The 14,777-nt window shown below is 45.8% G+C and carries 21 protein-coding genes; 20 read left to right on the top strand and 1 reads right to left on the bottom strand.

What is annotated here, in order from left to right:
* Positions 1–73: 73 nt before the first annotated feature.
* A complete protein-coding gene (locus ACMFL8_RS04065) occupies positions 74–583 on the bottom strand; it encodes a helix-turn-helix domain-containing protein (protein ID WP_413190152.1) in 510 nt (169 codons plus the stop codon).
* A 203-nt stretch (positions 584–786) separates the two neighbouring features.
* Between ACMFL8_RS04065 and ACMFL8_RS04070 the strand changes: the two genes are divergently transcribed.
* The 20 genes from ACMFL8_RS04070 (at position 787) to ACMFL8_RS04165 (ending at position 14,751) form a co-directional block, all read left to right on the top strand.
* Positions 787–1,104 carry a helix-turn-helix domain-containing protein gene (locus ACMFL8_RS04070; protein WP_413190153.1) on the top strand — a complete coding sequence of 106 codons (318 nt, stop codon included), beginning with the start codon at positions 787–789 and terminating at the stop codon, positions 1,102–1,104.
* Positions 1,101–3,410, top strand: coding sequence for a Mu transposase C-terminal domain-containing protein (locus ACMFL8_RS04075; RefSeq protein WP_413190154.1), 2,310 nt, complete (start codon positions 1,101–1,103; stop codon positions 3,408–3,410). The genes ACMFL8_RS04070 and ACMFL8_RS04075 overlap by 4 nt, the downstream gene beginning before the upstream one ends.
* Before the next feature lie 89 nt (positions 3,411–3,499).
* A complete protein-coding gene (locus ACMFL8_RS04080; protein WP_413190155.1) occupies positions 3,500–4,273 on the top strand; it encodes an AAA family ATPase in 774 nt (257 codons plus the stop codon).
* 9 nt (positions 4,274–4,282) lie between these two features.
* On the top strand, positions 4,283–5,026 hold the full coding sequence (locus ACMFL8_RS04085) for a hypothetical protein (protein WP_413190156.1): 744 nt from the start codon (positions 4,283–4,285) through the stop codon (positions 5,024–5,026).
* Complete coding sequence (locus ACMFL8_RS04090) at positions 5,019–5,285, top strand: hypothetical protein (RefSeq protein ID WP_413190157.1); 267 nt, start codon at positions 5,019–5,021, stop codon at positions 5,283–5,285. The genes ACMFL8_RS04085 and ACMFL8_RS04090 overlap by 8 nt, the downstream gene beginning before the upstream one ends.
* The gene (locus tag ACMFL8_RS04095) at positions 5,273–5,683 is read left to right on the top strand and encodes a hypothetical protein (RefSeq protein WP_413190158.1); all 411 of its coding nucleotides are present in this window, start codon (positions 5,273–5,275) and stop codon (positions 5,681–5,683) included. Before ACMFL8_RS04090 ends, ACMFL8_RS04095 begins: the two co-directional genes overlap by 13 nt.
* A complete protein-coding gene (locus tag ACMFL8_RS04100; RefSeq protein ID WP_413190159.1) occupies positions 5,680–6,000 on the top strand; it encodes a hypothetical protein in 321 nt (106 codons plus the stop codon). The genes ACMFL8_RS04095 and ACMFL8_RS04100 overlap by 4 nt, the downstream gene beginning before the upstream one ends.
* Complete coding sequence (locus tag ACMFL8_RS04105) at positions 5,987–6,277, top strand: hypothetical protein (protein ID WP_413190160.1); 291 nt, start codon at positions 5,987–5,989, stop codon at positions 6,275–6,277. The genes ACMFL8_RS04100 and ACMFL8_RS04105 overlap by 14 nt, the downstream gene beginning before the upstream one ends.
* A gap of 17 nt (positions 6,278–6,294) precedes the next feature.
* A complete protein-coding gene (locus tag ACMFL8_RS04110) occupies positions 6,295–6,810 on the top strand; it encodes a host-nuclease inhibitor Gam family protein (RefSeq protein ID WP_413190161.1) in 516 nt (171 codons plus the stop codon).
* A gap of 233 nt (positions 6,811–7,043) precedes the next feature.
* Positions 7,044–8,072 carry a nucleoid-associated protein gene (locus tag ACMFL8_RS04115; RefSeq protein ID WP_413190162.1) on the top strand — a complete coding sequence of 343 codons (1,029 nt, stop codon included), beginning with the start codon at positions 7,044–7,046 and terminating at the stop codon, positions 8,070–8,072.
* A gap of 2 nt (positions 8,073–8,074) precedes the next feature.
* The gene (locus ACMFL8_RS04120; protein WP_413190163.1) at positions 8,075–9,334 is read left to right on the top strand and encodes a hypothetical protein; all 1,260 of its coding nucleotides are present in this window, start codon (positions 8,075–8,077) and stop codon (positions 9,332–9,334) included.
* A gap of 159 nt (positions 9,335–9,493) precedes the next feature.
* Positions 9,494–9,949 (top strand): gp16 family protein, encoded by a 456-nt coding sequence (locus tag ACMFL8_RS04125; protein WP_413190164.1) that lies wholly within the window; start codon positions 9,494–9,496, stop codon positions 9,947–9,949.
* Positions 9,942–10,382: a Mor transcription activator family protein gene (locus tag ACMFL8_RS04130; RefSeq protein ID WP_413190165.1), complete on the top strand. Its 441-nt coding sequence runs from the start codon at positions 9,942–9,944 to the stop codon at positions 10,380–10,382. The genes ACMFL8_RS04125 and ACMFL8_RS04130 overlap by 8 nt, the downstream gene beginning before the upstream one ends.
* Positions 10,383–10,703: 321 nt before the next feature.
* Positions 10,704–11,348 (top strand): lysozyme, encoded by a 645-nt coding sequence (locus ACMFL8_RS04135; RefSeq protein WP_413190166.1) that lies wholly within the window; start codon positions 10,704–10,706, stop codon positions 11,346–11,348.
* A gap of 17 nt (positions 11,349–11,365) precedes the next feature.
* The gene (locus ACMFL8_RS04140; RefSeq protein ID WP_413190167.1) at positions 11,366–11,767 is read left to right on the top strand and encodes a hypothetical protein; all 402 of its coding nucleotides are present in this window, start codon (positions 11,366–11,368) and stop codon (positions 11,765–11,767) included.
* Complete coding sequence (locus ACMFL8_RS04145) at positions 11,760–11,963, top strand: TraR/DksA C4-type zinc finger protein (RefSeq protein ID WP_413190168.1); 204 nt, start codon at positions 11,760–11,762, stop codon at positions 11,961–11,963. The genes ACMFL8_RS04140 and ACMFL8_RS04145 overlap by 8 nt, the downstream gene beginning before the upstream one ends.
* Positions 11,960–12,295, top strand: a complete 336-nt coding sequence (locus ACMFL8_RS04150; protein WP_413190169.1) for a hypothetical protein — start codon at positions 11,960–11,962, stop codon at positions 12,293–12,295. Before ACMFL8_RS04145 ends, ACMFL8_RS04150 begins: the two co-directional genes overlap by 4 nt.
* Positions 12,295–12,606: a hypothetical protein gene (locus ACMFL8_RS04155; RefSeq protein WP_413190170.1), complete on the top strand. Its 312-nt coding sequence runs from the start codon at positions 12,295–12,297 to the stop codon at positions 12,604–12,606. The genes ACMFL8_RS04150 and ACMFL8_RS04155 overlap by 1 nt, the downstream gene beginning before the upstream one ends.
* 10 nt (positions 12,607–12,616) lie before the next feature.
* Positions 12,617–13,165 (top strand): DUF3486 family protein, encoded by a 549-nt coding sequence (locus ACMFL8_RS04160; RefSeq protein WP_413190171.1) that lies wholly within the window; start codon positions 12,617–12,619, stop codon positions 13,163–13,165.
* Positions 13,165–14,751: a hypothetical protein gene (locus ACMFL8_RS04165; RefSeq protein ID WP_413190172.1), complete on the top strand. Its 1,587-nt coding sequence runs from the start codon at positions 13,165–13,167 to the stop codon at positions 14,749–14,751. The genes ACMFL8_RS04160 and ACMFL8_RS04165 overlap by 1 nt, the downstream gene beginning before the upstream one ends.
* Positions 14,752–14,777 lie beyond the last annotated feature (26 nt).

A 14,777-nucleotide genomic window follows, 5' to 3' on the forward strand; every position in this document is an offset into this window, starting at 1 on the left:
GGAGGACTATCTTACTAGCTAGTATAGCTATCGACAATAGTATTTTAAAATCTATGCGACAATATATGTCGTGCTATATAGCTAGCTTCAGCATTGAGATGATGCTACTACCTGAGTCTGGGCTTTTACAGAGTAGGTCATAGATGCTGACCACCAGCTCTGCTTTTTTATCAGCATGCATTCGCTTGTCATGCTCTATCAGATAATTCTCTACGATTGTAAGCGCTTCTACCATCATGGTCATGTCGATAGTGCCAGCGTTTACTGTTTCTTGGATACGCTCTACGGCTTTGTCTACCTCTATATGCTGTGCTTGCTGCGTACCATCACTATATGGCTCACCAATCCCTTTATGTAACCAGTCGACGTTCACACCAGTGGCATCGGCTATTTTTTTGGCTGTCGACTTATGAATACTGGTACTACCTTTAGTCCAAATACTATGAAAAGTGGATTTGCTGATACCAATACGGTTCGCAAATGAGAAGGGCAATAACTTTTCATCATCTGTCATTAACTGGTAAAGCCGTTTTTTGAGTGGCGTATCCAGTTCCATATTGTTTTCAGCTAATTCGGAACTCATGCCAGAACCTCCTTTTAAGTACCATATTTATAAGTATTTGATATTAATAGATAAAATAAATTAGTTTTAAAAAAGTTCTATTTATTTAATATGAACTATTTACTTAGAACTAATTATGAACTATGATGTTTACAAATCGGATAAACGAACTCTAAACCGAACCTATTAAAAATAAATCAGCAGGGCTGATTGGGGTTATTACTATGTTGAGCTTTGAGCAATATCCATTATTTGAACAGCTTGAGCGGCTCCCAGATGGCAGTTGGCATCCAGAAGATATTAAGACTGCCATCCGTAAAACCGGTGTATCGCTATCCGAGCTATGCGAGCAGATGGGTGTCGATCATAGGTCAGCTAGTAAAGCGCTAGTTGAGCCGTTCACAAAAGGTGAACTCGCCATTGCTGAATATTTCAATGTACCCGTGCAGTTACTGTTTCCCACCCGCTGGACTGTAGACAAAAAGCGCGTTAGACCAAGGTATGCCGCCAAATATACCACAGTGGCGGAGCTGTTGTCATGAAAAATCAGTTCACTATGTCAGAAATTATGAACTACGAACTATCTGGGTTGCCAAAATCGCGTCGTGGTATGGACAAGTATGCAGATAGAAATGATTGGTCATTCATTGAGGTGCCAAGTACTGGTAAAGGTGGCATGCGTCGTGAGTATGTTCTACCTGATGAGTTGTTTGAATTGGTGAAGCTGCAAACGTTGGTGCAGCTAGCAGATGAAGCCGATATCAGTGCTGTTGAAAAAACGGCAACGGCTGAGCTGATGACTACAAATAATAAGATGGTGGCTAGTGCGGCAATATTAGCCGACTGGCAGCGCGACTGTGCGATTGCCCGTCTTGCTGTGGTGCGCTATGTGCTGAAAACGGCTGAGCTGATCGGTAAAACCAAAGCGATAGAGGCGTTTGCAAAAGCCAGTAAAGCTAAAAAGCTCGATGAGACGCTCATCGTTACCATCAAGCGGGCTAATGCTAAAAGTGGCGGTGCTAATTCTAGTACTGAAGGCCGCGCTAGTGTGAGTCGCCGGACGCTGTTTGAGTGGGTAAAAGCGTTTGAGGCCGCTGAATCTGATGTCAATGCTAGTGCGGTGGCGCTACTGGCACCCAAAGCGCGTACCACTGAAATACCAGAGTGGGCGGGGATACTGCTCAAAATATGGAGCGATCCTGCTAAGCCAGAGCTTGCCGAGGTCATGCGCCGTATCGAAGCCGCTTATGCCGATAGCGCTGTGGACGTGCCAAGCTACCATCAAGCCAGATATTTTTTAGATACGCATATCGGCAACGTCGAGCGGGAACGTGGGCGCATGGGTAGCCGTGAGATAAAGAATATCAAGCCGTTTATCCGCCGTGATGCCAGTGTTTTATTGCCGTCTGATGTCTATACCGCTGATGGGCATACGTTCGATGCTGAGGTTGCAAACCCTATGACGGGTCGCCCATTTAGGCCTGAGATTACCACGGTGCTGGATGTGCATACGCGGATGGTAGTGGGTTATAGCATTGATTTGGCAGAAAGTGGCCTTGCGGTACTCGATGCGATATCCAATGCCGCCAGTGACTACGGTATCCCTGCGATATTTTATGTCGATAACGGTAGCGGCTATAAAAACGCGATGATGAAGGATGAGTCTGTGGGGGTTATGATGCGTATGGGGACTGAGGTTAAGCACTCTATTGCTTATAACTCACAGGCTCGCGGCATGATTGAGCGGGTACATAAAACGATATGGATAAGGCTCGCGCGGAAATTGCCTACTTATATCGGTGTCGATATGGATCGTCAGGCTAAGCAGGCAGTCTATAAAAAGACGCGTAAGGATGTAAAAGAATTTGGTGAGTCGAAGGCGCTGATGGGCTGGAATGAGTTTTTGACTGTGGCTGCTGATGCGGTTATCGCCTATAACAACGAGCCACACAGTGGTCTACCTAGACGCTACAACTCAACTACGGGACGCCGCGAACATCTGACGCCACAACTGATGTGGGATGAGCAAGTCACGGCTATGGGTAATTCGGGCAGTGGTCTGGTCACAGTATCAGATACTGAGCGTGATGATCTGTATCGTCCCTATGTCGAACGTGAATGCACACGCGGTGAGATTAAGATTTTTTCTAACATTTATTTTAACGCGGCTCTTAAGGAGTATCACGGGGAGACGATGCTGGTGGGCTATGACATTCATGACGGCTCTAAGGTATGGGTGCGTGATATGGATTTTAGGCTGATTGCTATCGCTGGGTTTGAGGCGAATAAGAAGGGTTACTTTGCACAGTCTGCGCTGGGTGATGCCCGTGAAAAACGTGCTATCGGTCAGGTGAAGCGGGCGCAAGTGCATGTGGATGCGGCGCTGGAGAATATGCAGCCGCATCGTGTGCTGGAGCATGTCGAGAGTCAGATGATGCCGAGTGCTGATATTGAGCGGGCACAAAATCTACTCAATGAACGGTTGGCTAAAGATGCGGTCACGGTGGAGAGTCAAACGACTGATGTGACTGCTATGCAAGCTACTTTTAACAAGATAAATAGCATAAATAATGAAGACGCTGAGCTAAATCAGAAGCCATTCACACCCATGCAGGCAGTTGCTATTCCGCAGCCTGCAAAAGGCAATATGAATCTGACGCAGGATGAGAAGTTTGAGCGTTGGCTGGGTCTGTATGAGCAAGTCAAAGCTGGTAATGATCTCGCTACTAGCGATCAGGATTTTTATGAGCTGTATCCAGAGTCAAAGATATTCAAGATAAAAATGAAAGCGTATCAAGCAGCTCATGAGGCTGAGCATGGTACCAAAGTGTTTTTTAAATTTGGCTAATGCCTCTGATGTTTTTAGTAAAAGGTGGCGGCAGTCACGTCAATGACTGCCGCCGGATCAAGTACGCATACTCAATCATAGGAGATTAAATGATGCGTGATAACCATAGTAATGTCAACAATGCGACTGCCACTGGGGCGGTCGGGGTGGCGCAAGTCACGAATGTGGCGGTGTGCTTTGAAGCGATAGAACGCATACAGAGCCGCCATCCAAGCTTGCCGGGTATCGGGGTGTTTTATGGGCGCAGCGGTGACGGTAAGTCATCTGCTGCCAGCTATATCGCTAATAAGCTAGACGCTTATTACGTGCAAGCCACTAGCATCTGTACTAAAAAAAGCTTCCTAGAATCGGTGTTGCGCGAGATGACGATACCACCGTACAAAACGGCTAGTGAGATGCTAGGTCAAATCGCGGAGGAGCTGGCAAAGTCTGGTCGCCCGCTCATCATCGATGAGGCTGATCATCTAGCAAAAGGCAATAAAATCGAGATGGTGCGTGATATCTACGAGTCATCGCAGGGCACGATACTGATCATCGGCGAGGAGCAGCTACCCAAAAAGCTTGAGCGTTGGGAGCGCTTCCATGGTCGCGTTCATAGCTGGGTGCCGGCACAACCTGCGACGGCAAATGATGCGGCACTACTGGCAACGGTCTATGCACCAAAAATCGCAATCGAGAGTCAAGTGCTTGAGCAGCTGGTCGGTGCGGTGCGCGGCTCAACGCGTCGAACCTGCACAAACCTAGAGATGCTCGGTCAGCGTGCGCTTGAGTGTGGGCTGCGGCAGGTAGGCATGAGCGATATCGAGCAGCTACTACCGCAGGGATTTATCACTGGTCAATCACCCAAACCACGTTCATTTTAGGAGATATATATGTGTTGTCGTTGTCAAAAATCTACCGATAAAAATGTTAATGAGAGTGACTGTATGGCTGCTAAATTCGCTTATAAACGTAATCCAGTATTGGATAAAGCCAAGCCGCCAAAGCGTCCTATTCGTAATTGTGAGGAGCAAGTGTGGGATATCGCTCGCACTGCTGAATCCAGCCTTACCATCAAAGATATCCGTAATAAAGTGGTCGGTGAGATCACCTATAACCGCGTCAAAGCGTGGCTGGAAAAATGGCAGTCTGCTGGCTATGTGGCGCGTACTGTCAATACTAATACCTACCCACCCACCTATCTATATGAAGTCATCCATGATTGCGGCCAGCAACCGCCGCAAGTCGATGGCAAGGGTGTCCCTAAGAAGCCGAGCGGTAACGAGATCGTCTGGCGTACTGCTCGCATCCTAAAAAACTTCAATGCGCGCCAAATCATCGCTAGTGCCAATGATGGTGATACGGCGCTCAATGAAAGGGCTGTGCGCCTATACCTGCTACATCTGTATGAGGCAGGCTACATCACTTGGCTCAATACTGAGGATACTCAGTCGCTCGCGCAATATATGTTGACCGTCAATACTGGCCCCAAAGCGCCTGAGATACAACGTGGTAAAAAAGTGTACGACGGCAATCTCAACCTCATTGTCTATGACCCTGAGACGCCGTTGCCGCCCTCCCATCAAAGCGATAAAAACAACTTTAAACAAGCTAAAAAGGGGGCGGGTCATGTCTAACGCTATCAAAATGAATAGTCAATCATTGCTTGACACTGTTAAAGCGGATGCTATCGCAGATGACAGAACAGCTGCTCACTATCTGACGCAAGCACGTCAACGCGCTGCTCTGACTCGCTTACCTAGTTTTGAGCAAGCGACGATTAACGATATAGAGCGATTGCGTAAAGAAGTAGGGCGCTTGCATCGCCTGATCGCATTGGTGATGGTGATATTGCTCGCCATCTTGGTCATGGGAGGTGTGCTATGTCTGCTATAGAAACTGTCAATATTGATACTGGGGTTGATGCCGACTGTCAAAGCTCGCAAGGCTGGGAGTACTATCCCGTGACGGCCACCAATTGGATCGCAGCTTGTCACGAGGAAAAAGACAAGCTCGGCATCTCATACGCTGAAATTGCCCGACGTATCAAATATGCACGTCCAAGTCTATCGCTGGCGCTGTCCGGTAACTATACCGGCAATACCAGAACAATTGCTGACGCCTATGTCACCTATCGCAAGCAGGTCGTCTGTCCCTATATCGCTGAGACGGTAAGCCGTCAGTACTGCCGTAATCATGCCCTTGCTAATGCCCCAACCCATAACCCTGCTGCCTTGCGACATTGGCGCGCGTGTCAGGGTTGCGAGCATAAACCTGAAGGAGAGACTTCGTGACTATACAACAGCTAGATAAGTCTTGTGATAAGGATCTCGCTCAAGAGCTTGCGGATTTTGACTGGGGTGGTGATTCGGATGTCGTCCTTAGTCGTCAGGATAAAAGTATTACAAGTACTTTCAGCCGACCAGTCCGTATTGAACTACCAGTATTTGGAGATAGTCAGGCAGCGTTAAGCTCTGCTGACTACTGGGCTAAGCGTTTGGGGCAAGGGGTGCGTATACGCTCTATTGAGCTAACCAAGCTAAGTAAGCAAGTCGGCTGGAAAGCAGTTATTAGGTATCAAACTAAAGGAGATAACGATGTCAAACGATAAAAAAGGTACAAGAACTGTCGGATCTAAGCTTGGTGCAAAAAGTACAAGTGATATCTCGCCAAAGGAGGCGATGATCTACGCACTTGCGACAAATATTATGGCTATCGCATTGGCTGATATTCCAGATGCCAAAGAGCGCGTCGTCAGTGCCCGTCGAAAACTTATGAATAAACAGCCAAATGTCACGTCGAGCATGAGACGACATCTTGATGATGTTGAGAGTTTTACGCTTGATGCTATCAAGCAAGCTAACCAGCATCCGCAAACTATTCATTAAAATAAAAGGAAATAACAATGAAAGCCATTAAATTAAAAAGCCAAGCCAATGTGTTTGTCTGTCAAAACAAAATCCAAGCAATGGAGGCCATCACCGAGGTAGGTAATGCTCAGCGTGAGATTACCCGCCTTGAGACGCAAATTAATGACATTACTGCTAGAGCTATTGAAGCGCGTAAAGATCGTATTGATGAGCTACGTACTGGTATCGAGACGCTCTCGCACGGGGTGCAAAGCTGGTGCGAGGTCAACCGTGACTTGCTGTGCAAAAAAGGCAAGACGGTCAATCTAACGACGGGTGAGGTGTCATGGCGTGTCCGTCCGCCTAAGGTCAATCTACGCGGTGTCGACAAGCTGCTGGAGATGCTAAAAGGTGATCGTAAGCTTAAGAAGTTTGTTCGAGTTAAGGAAGAGATCAATAAAGACGCTATCTTGGCTGACCCCAAAGCGGTCAAGGATGTTAAAGGGATTAGCATCAGCTCAGGCGTTGAGGACTTTGTGATTAAACCGTTTGAAGTTGAGACTGGGGAGTAATATGCGTATACAGCTCTATAGGTAATATATAAATATTAATTTTATCCATAAAAAAAGACGTCGATATGACGTCTTTTTTTATGGATAAAATTTAGTTGACTAAAATACTTTATAGTATTGGCCAGTAAAGTTATGATAGCGGATAAAGATACTATTGTAATAATGTGTATGTGACAGATACTGTCGTGCATTTTCGATTTCCATTAATAATGATTGTGAATAAAGGGTAAAATATGATTCATAACAGTACATATCACATATTAGTGAAAGAACATAGAAGCACCGAGAACGTTGATATTCTTCTAAATCCTGATGTACTACCTGTTGACGATTCTACAGATAAACTATTAGCAAACTTAACAGAACGTTATCGTGGTAGAGCTGGTAAAGGCTATGGTAAATTCGAAGAAAATACAGATAGTTATCCTACCTCAACCATTCTTGAAGAGTATCTTGATGTAAATATCATAGATGGTTTTCACTCTTGTACTGAACGGCTTATGAAGCACCTGATGGCGGAAAGTAAAGACGAAGCTGGAGCAAAAGGCGGTAAGGTTGCTTTTATTCACTATTCAGAAGGTAATCAAGAGTATTTCTTAGTTGCTATTTTGACTGAAAAAGTAGGGATAACGGCTAAAGACTGGACCTTAACTCAAAATGATGTCTTGAATTTCGAAAATGTGCGTTTCGCTGGTCGCGTTAACATCAGCAGTTGGAAAGCTAAAGATAATGAAAAGCAGCGATATGTTAGCTTTTTGAAAGGTCAAGGTGAGGTTTCAAATTATTTCAAAAGATTCATGGGCTGTAGCGATGTATTGATGGCTAACCAAGAAACTAAAGATTTAGTAGCTCAAATTAAGCTTTTTGCCACCAGTAAGGATCTAAAACTAGAGGAGCGTGCGCATTTACTCAAAAATGCTAACGAGTATTTAAGAGAATTAGCCGATAATAAACCTCATCCGCTCCAATTTTCTATGCACGCTTTCACCAATAGAGTTTGGCCAAACGAGCCACAAGATTTGGTGGATTTTTTTGAAGGTTACGGTGAAGAGAACGGCTGTTCTATTTCAGATGGATTTGTACCTGATAAGGGTTCTCTAAGAGGATTGGCAGTTCAGTTTCATAGAACAAAGCATTGGGCATTCTCATTTGATGATGAAGCAATTAGCGACGATGATGTTACAGTTACAGGTGGTAAAGTTATTTTTCATAAACCTCCACAAGATATTTTAGATGCTTACGATAAAGGTGGTTCAAAGTAAATATGACTATAAATTTTTCAGACTTAGTGACACTATATCGCAAAGTGGATATCAAAGAATCCACTCAGGCTGAATGTTGCATCGAAAATGATACAACGTTATCACTAATCGAAAATTTAACGTCAGATGATAACTCTGTAACAACTCGTATAAATATACTAGGAGGTAAATTACAGGTTGGAGAGATTATAAATTTAGAAATACGGCAACCTGAATTAAGTTTAGGCTGGCTTTACGACAGTATTGATAAGTTCATCAAAGGAGATTTTGTCCGTAGCCTACCTAATGATAAAGCAGACCGTAAGCCTTATTACATTAAGGACATAAAATATTACTCTGAAGATACTAATACCCCCAAAATTATTGTCGCTTATAAAGCGGTACGAGAGCTGTTAATTCGTCTTGAAAGTATGTCGTCATATCTTGACGACTCAGGTAGAAAGATTATCTTTGTAGGTAAACAAACTTTTGAGCTTCATTATGATGTAAGTAGTAATCTAGTTGCTTTTAAAACTATTTTGGAAGGTCTTGCTAACAATTCAGAAAATAAGCTAAAAACCATAAAGAATTTTTGCAAATGGTTAGATGTTGATGATGTAAATAGACATTCAAATGAAAAAAAGTCAATTTTAGCGTCAGTGCTATCTGACATTCAGACTGGCTCTCAACCCCTTGAAATATGTACGGTAATAGAAAATATTGAGCGACTGTATGCTGCTGCTCAAGGTCAGTTTGATAATTACCTTGAAGATTTCAAGTATGAAAAGTTTGTTCAAAAGCTTGAGGAGAATAGTGAAAAGTTCATTAGCCGAGTCAATGATAGTATCTCTAAAGTACTCTCACAAATACTTGCCTTGCCTATTGCGGCAGCAGCTCCAGTAATACTAAAAGGTAGTAGCTCCAATAGTCAGGTGATTATTTATATTGCATTGTTAGTGTATGCAATTATTTGTAGCTTTGCTCTATCCACTCAGAAAGCCGTACTTAATAACCTAATCTCCGAAGTGAAAGGCTTTGAAACCCAAGGCAAACTGCCACAAAGTCTAAAAGATCGGTGGGTGATTGAAAAAGCTAAAATCTATGACCTTATTGAAAAGCAAACACATTTGTACTGTGTGATGATAACCGTTGTGTATTTAGCTGTTGTCTATAGCTTTTATAACATTTCTAGTGCTATGCCAGTGTTTTGGTCTGGAATACTATTTATTGTAGTTGCTATATTGGGCATTGCTATATATAGGAAAATAAAACCTAAAGTATAAAACCCTATCTAGTATCTTTTAAAAAAACCCGCTAATGAGTAGCGGGTTTTTTATGTTTAGAACTAATGTTTAAAATAGTTTTACCTCATAACTCTAAACACTCCCTTTTGGATATAATGACAAATATCTAATAAATCATGTGCTTATGCGAGGTCTGCGATGATGTACTCTCCCCAAAAAAAGAAGATGATGCAGCTGGTGCATATCGGCAAAAACAAGCTGGGGCTGGATGACGGCACGTATCGCGAAATGCTATGGCAAGTCACCGGTAACAGATCGAGTAAGGACTGTACTGTGGCGGCATTACGCAAAGTTATCGAGCATATGGAGACGCACGGATTCAAAGTGACGCCTGCCAAAAAGCATAAGACAAAAAAGCCAGACGTGGCAACAGCCAAGCAAGCTAAGCTGGATAAGATCGAAGCGCTACTAACTGATGGTGGCTATCCGTGGGAATATGCTGAGTCAATGGCAAAGCATATGTATAAAGTCGATGCGCTGACATTCTGTAATGGTCATCAGCTACGCGGGATTATCACAGCACTAACCAAGCACAATCAAAAAATGGCTGATCTGGTGCTCATGGAAAAAGCGGAGGCGCAGGCTGATGCCTAATGACCATGCTAATGCTAATGACAACGCCACTGACAATGCTACTAAGACCTATAGCGAGCTTGAAATGCTGCTGGGTCATGATGCGGCTGATAAAGTGGTTGCCGCCTATCGCGGTCAAGAGCTGTATATCCCTGAGCCATCAAGATTGTCAGAGGCACATAAGCTAGTCATGCTGCTGGGTGCTGATATTGCCGAGCGTCTGTGCCACTACTGGCAGGGCAATATACTGACGCTACCGATGCAGCAAAAGAAGATACTGGCAGCCCGCAATGCAAGTATCGTGCGTAAGCATAAAGCGGGTATCGATAAAGGGGCGCTGGCTACTGAGCACGGGCTGCACGTGCGTACAGTCCGTAAAATTATCGAAAAGCATCATAACGAGCAAGCCAAAAAAGCCTATGCGCGGATGCAACTGCAATTGTTTGATAGCTAATATAAGTTACTACCTTGCCGTTAGGGCTGCTATGCAGAGAAGACGGACAGCGTCAGACCAGCGGTGCGCTGCATATGAAAAACACTGGCAGTCGGTGCATAGTAAGCTTCCAAGCTAACCTCCACTGTGTGAGCCGACCGAGTAGAGCACGATACGCTTAGAGAAAGCCGTTATATACCCCCGTATCTAACGGCTTTTTTGTGTCTGATGGTTGGGTCTCAGACAATCGGAACTGCGACCCATACGGGTTTTGACTTGATTTTGACAATATGGAGACATTGCACAACTTTACCATTCTATTATCTGACTGCCGAGCTGACTATGACTGTACTGACTTTAAAGGCGTTCTTTGACTGGATGCGCTCACAGCAAGATGATGGGGTATTGAGTCAAGATGAGGTCAACGGTGCTAATGAGCTATTGGCACTGATGGAGCCTAACGGGCTAAAACGTGTCTTGATGCAAGTGAACGGCTGGTCGGATGGCTCTGCTATGAGTCTGTCTGAGACGGGTATGGCGCTGCTCAATGAGTTTGAGGGCTTTAAATCCAAACCATACCGCGACTCTGTCGGTAAGCCGACAATCGGTTGGGGTACGACGTACTATCCTAATGGGCGTGAAGTGCGCATGAGTGATAAACCAGTGACTCGCACGGAAGCGGCACATATCAAGCAAGCGGTACTCAATCAGGACTTTAGCCCTGCGGTCAATATGATGTTCGCTGATAAAATTGAGCGTGGGGAGCTGACACAAAATATGTTCGATGCGCTCATCTCACTGGTCTATAACATCGGTGTAATGGGGCTAAAAAGCTCTAGTATCTATCGCAATATCAAGGCGGGTCGCTATAGCGCCGCTGCTGATAGCTTTTTGTTATACAACAAAGGCCGTATTAATGGCCGTCTTGAATATATCGAAGGCTTGGCAATACGACGTGCTAAAGAAAAATCGCTGTTTTTGGCTTAAATATCTAAGGGCAAATAATGACAGACAATTATGATTATCCTGCAATGAGCGAGCACCAACAGGCACTAATGCGGGCTTTGTCATCAGGTGACTCTGGGCTAAAAGCCCAACCTACTGCTCTCACGCCTGATGAGTTGCCAAAGCATAGTAACAGGCTTGTATATTTAGATGACGCGGGTTTTTTACCCGCGCAGTATGGGCAAGTGACGCCGCCACCTAAGCATTGGTATGAGTCCAAGACGATTTGGTTCAATGCTATCGTCATCGCGGTGGGGCTAGCAACGTCGGCAACGCCTGCGCTTGAGTCATATATGAGCGCTGAGATGTACGGGGTGATCGCCAGCTTTGTGGCGTTTGTGAACGCTATCTTGCGTCTTGCCACTGGGCAACCGATCAAAGGCGGTGTGACGCGTGGGTGACATTATTGATGATGCCAACAAAATCGCTGCGGTGCATCTAAACGCAGCGCTATCGCATATTAAAACTCGTCCCGCTAATAGCGTAACGATCTGTATTGACTGTGACGACCCTATCGGTAAGGCGCGTAAGCAAGCTGCTCCGCACGCCCTGCGCTGTGCGGAGTGCCAAGACTATTTTGACAAGGAATACCGATGATATTAGAGCTAGAGCCTTATCAAGTGATTGGTCTGCTGATCACGATCGCAGGATCAATTTGGGGCGCGGGTAAAGCGTTGTTTTCTCGATTTGATGCATCGTTGCGTGAGCGTGATGATGGTCTGAAGTATGACTTGAACAAGCTATCAAATCAGATGGCGAATGAGTCCAATGCTATCCGCAAGCTGGATCGTGAGATATTGCAGCTAAAGGCAGAACTGCCGCGTGAGTACGTGGCGAAAGCAGACTTTATCCGCTCATTTACCGTGGTTGAAGCCAAACTCGATGAGGTCTATAAGCTGATGATTCAACTAAAAAATAAGGAACAATGATGTCAATAGATATGGCTAAAGCCCGCCGTGAGGGTATGCGCTGGCATCTGCTCAATGCGCTGGATAAAGCGCGTCCTATCGGTGCTATCGATACGCTGCTGCTAGACGTGGTGCGCTGTATTTATCCTGATACGACCGTCAAAGAGTTGCATACCCAGCTGGACTATCTGGACAATTGGAGTCTGGTGGTACTCGATAAGTACCCTGATGGACATTGGCACAGCTGTCTAAACAGTAACGGCGTGGATATCGTGGAGTATACCGAAGACTGTCCGCGCGGCATCGCTCGCCCTGTCAAGTATTGGGGTTAAGGGGTAAATCATGGCGCGTGAAAGTGCAATCGATCAATTGACGCCTGAGCATCTTGAGCTGCTTAAAATTCGTTTGGAAGATAGCGGGTTTCAGAACTATCAAGAGCTAACAGGATGGCTGACGACGCTGGGCTATGAAATCAGCAAGTCCTCTGTGCATCGGTTCGGTAAAAAGCATGAGCAAAAGATGCAAGCGGTGTCGCTGTCGACCCAAGCGGCTATTTATATGGCTGAGCGAAACCCTGATGATGCCGGCGCACTGTCCTCGACTGTGATCACTATGATGCAGTCGGAGTTCTTTAACGCATTGGTACAACTGCAAAGCTTAGATGATGGTGAAGACGCCAACCCGATGGAGCGTATGGCGGCACTGTCCAAAATCAGTAAGGGTATCGCAGAGCTGGGTAAGGCATCCATCAATCAGAAAAAGCATCAAATCGAGGTGCGCGATAAAACGCAAGCAGCCGCTGATAAAGTCGAGCAGCTGGCTAATAAAGGCGGGCTAACGGGTAAGACGGTGCAAGAGATTCGTAAAGCGATACTGGGGATAGCGGACTGATGACTGATGTCAAAAATAAAAAGCCTAAAGCGCCACCACTACTCGCCGCTAATACTGAGCTTGACGCCCCTGCGGTATTTTTGCCCTATCAGAGCGCTTGGATCGATGATGACAGTCAGCTAAAAATAGCGGAGAAATCACGACGTATCGGGCTGACTTGGGCGGAAGCTGCGGATGATGTGCTTATCGCCGCATCTGATAAGGCGGCTGGCGGGCAAAATGTCTATTATGTCGGCTATAACCAAGATATGACGATGGAGTTTATCGAGGCCTGCGGGATGTGGGCGCGATCGTTTGACCATGCGGCAAGCGAGATAGAAGAGGGGCTATGGGAGGACGATGATAAGCATATCAAGACTTATACTATTCGCTTCCCTAACTCTAAACATCGCATTACAGCCTTGTCTAGTCGCCCGTCTAACTTACGTGGTAAGCAAGGCGTGGTGGTCATCGATGAGGCCGCGTTCCATGAAGATTTAGCCGGCTTAATCAAAGCTGCGCTGGCGCTGCTCATTTGGGGTGGTAAGGTGCGAATTATCTCAACGCATAACGGCGATGAGAATGCTTTTAATGACTTAATTCAAGAGGTGCGGGCGCTCAAACGTAGCGGCACAGTGCATAAAACCACGTTTAATGAGGCGGTCGAGCAAGGGCTGTATAAGCGCGTTTGCTTGCGTCTGGGTATCGACTATGACGCAGGTGAAGAGGCGCTATGGGTCGCTGAGGTTTATAAATTCTACGGTGATGACGCTGAAGAGGAGTTGGACGTTATCCCCGCTCAAGGTGGTGGTCGCTGTCTAACCGTGGGGCAATTGGAAAAGCTACAAAATGAAGAACGACCTGTCATTACCTTTACCGCGCCTAAAGAGTTTGAGCTGTGGACGGAGGACGCGCGTAATGTGCACGTCGATAAGTGGCTTAAAGAAAAGGTCGATCCGATACTGCTGACGCTGGATAAGACTCAGCCACATTATTACGGGCTTGATTTTGCGCGTCATCATGATGCGTGCTCAATGTGGTGGCAGGCTGAGCGCCTAAACATGGGGCGCTACTGTCCTTACGTGCTGGAGATGGAAAAAGTACCTTATAAGCAACAAGAGCGGATCTGTATCTATGTGATTGAGCGAACGCCAAGATTTAGTAAAGGCGCAAATGATGCGGGTGGTAACGGCGAGTATTTGGCTGAAGCACTGCAAGTCAAGTTTGGCGCACATCGTATCGATGCGGTGAAGCTAAGTGAGGGCTGGTACGCTGAGCATACGCCGCACTTTGCCGCCTGTCTCACCGATGGCACGATTGAGGATATGCCGGCTAATCGTGATATCCGTGATGACCATCTACTCTTTACTAAAATCAAAGGGGTGATGCGGATACCGGCGCGGCGTACAACCAGCAGTACTGGCAGTAAACGCCACGGCGATAGTGGTATTGCCCATCTGCTGTGTGACTATGCCAGTAAGTTCCCCACGCCTGAGATGGAGTGGACGCCGGTGCCTATCGATGAGAGTGAAGTGCCGCGTGGTATGCGCGATATGTTTAGTAAGCTTGCTTCTCTTGGTGGGTTTATGGGCGGCGGGTGCTGGTAGTGGTTGCTGGTAATAATAAATTTAAG

The sequence above is a fragment of the Psychrobacter sp. AT9 genome (genome assembly GCF_047272965.1).
Classification (GTDB): Bacteria; Pseudomonadota; Gammaproteobacteria; order Pseudomonadales; family Moraxellaceae; genus Psychrobacter; species Psychrobacter glaciei.

Coding starts and splice junctions, on each gene's coding strand:
- ACMFL8_RS04065 (WP_413190152.1), bottom strand. CDS start 583: ATGAGTTCCGAATTAGCTGAAAACAATATGGAACTGGATACGCCACTC.
- ACMFL8_RS04070 (WP_413190153.1), top strand. CDS start 787: ATGTTGAGCTTTGAGCAATATCCATTATTTGAACAGCTTGAGCGGCTC.
- ACMFL8_RS04075 (WP_413190154.1), top strand. CDS start 1,101: ATGAAAAATCAGTTCACTATGTCAGAAATTATGAACTACGAACTATCT.
- ACMFL8_RS04080 (WP_413190155.1), top strand. CDS start 3,500: ATGATGCGTGATAACCATAGTAATGTCAACAATGCGACTGCCACTGGG.
- ACMFL8_RS04085 (WP_413190156.1), top strand. CDS start 4,283: ATGTGTTGTCGTTGTCAAAAATCTACCGATAAAAATGTTAATGAGAGT.
- ACMFL8_RS04090 (WP_413190157.1), top strand. CDS start 5,019: ATGTCTAACGCTATCAAAATGAATAGTCAATCATTGCTTGACACTGTT.
- ACMFL8_RS04095 (WP_413190158.1), top strand. CDS start 5,273: ATGTCTGCTATAGAAACTGTCAATATTGATACTGGGGTTGATGCCGAC.
- ACMFL8_RS04105 (WP_413190160.1), top strand. CDS start 5,987: ATGTCAAACGATAAAAAAGGTACAAGAACTGTCGGATCTAAGCTTGGT.
- ACMFL8_RS04110 (WP_413190161.1), top strand. CDS start 6,295: ATGAAAGCCATTAAATTAAAAAGCCAAGCCAATGTGTTTGTCTGTCAA.
- ACMFL8_RS04115 (WP_413190162.1), top strand. CDS start 7,044: ATGATTCATAACAGTACATATCACATATTAGTGAAAGAACATAGAAGC.
- ACMFL8_RS04120 (WP_413190163.1), top strand. CDS start 8,075: ATGACTATAAATTTTTCAGACTTAGTGACACTATATCGCAAAGTGGAT.
- ACMFL8_RS04125 (WP_413190164.1), top strand. CDS start 9,494: ATGATGTACTCTCCCCAAAAAAAGAAGATGATGCAGCTGGTGCATATC.
- ACMFL8_RS04130 (WP_413190165.1), top strand. CDS start 9,942: ATGCCTAATGACCATGCTAATGCTAATGACAACGCCACTGACAATGCT.
- ACMFL8_RS04135 (WP_413190166.1), top strand. CDS start 10,704: ATGACTGTACTGACTTTAAAGGCGTTCTTTGACTGGATGCGCTCACAG.
- ACMFL8_RS04140 (WP_413190167.1), top strand. CDS start 11,366: ATGACAGACAATTATGATTATCCTGCAATGAGCGAGCACCAACAGGCA.
- ACMFL8_RS04150 (WP_413190169.1), top strand. CDS start 11,960: ATGATATTAGAGCTAGAGCCTTATCAAGTGATTGGTCTGCTGATCACG.
- ACMFL8_RS04155 (WP_413190170.1), top strand. CDS start 12,295: ATGTCAATAGATATGGCTAAAGCCCGCCGTGAGGGTATGCGCTGGCAT.
- ACMFL8_RS04160 (WP_413190171.1), top strand. CDS start 12,617: ATGGCGCGTGAAAGTGCAATCGATCAATTGACGCCTGAGCATCTTGAG.
- ACMFL8_RS04165 (WP_413190172.1), top strand. CDS start 13,165: ATGACTGATGTCAAAAATAAAAAGCCTAAAGCGCCACCACTACTCGCC.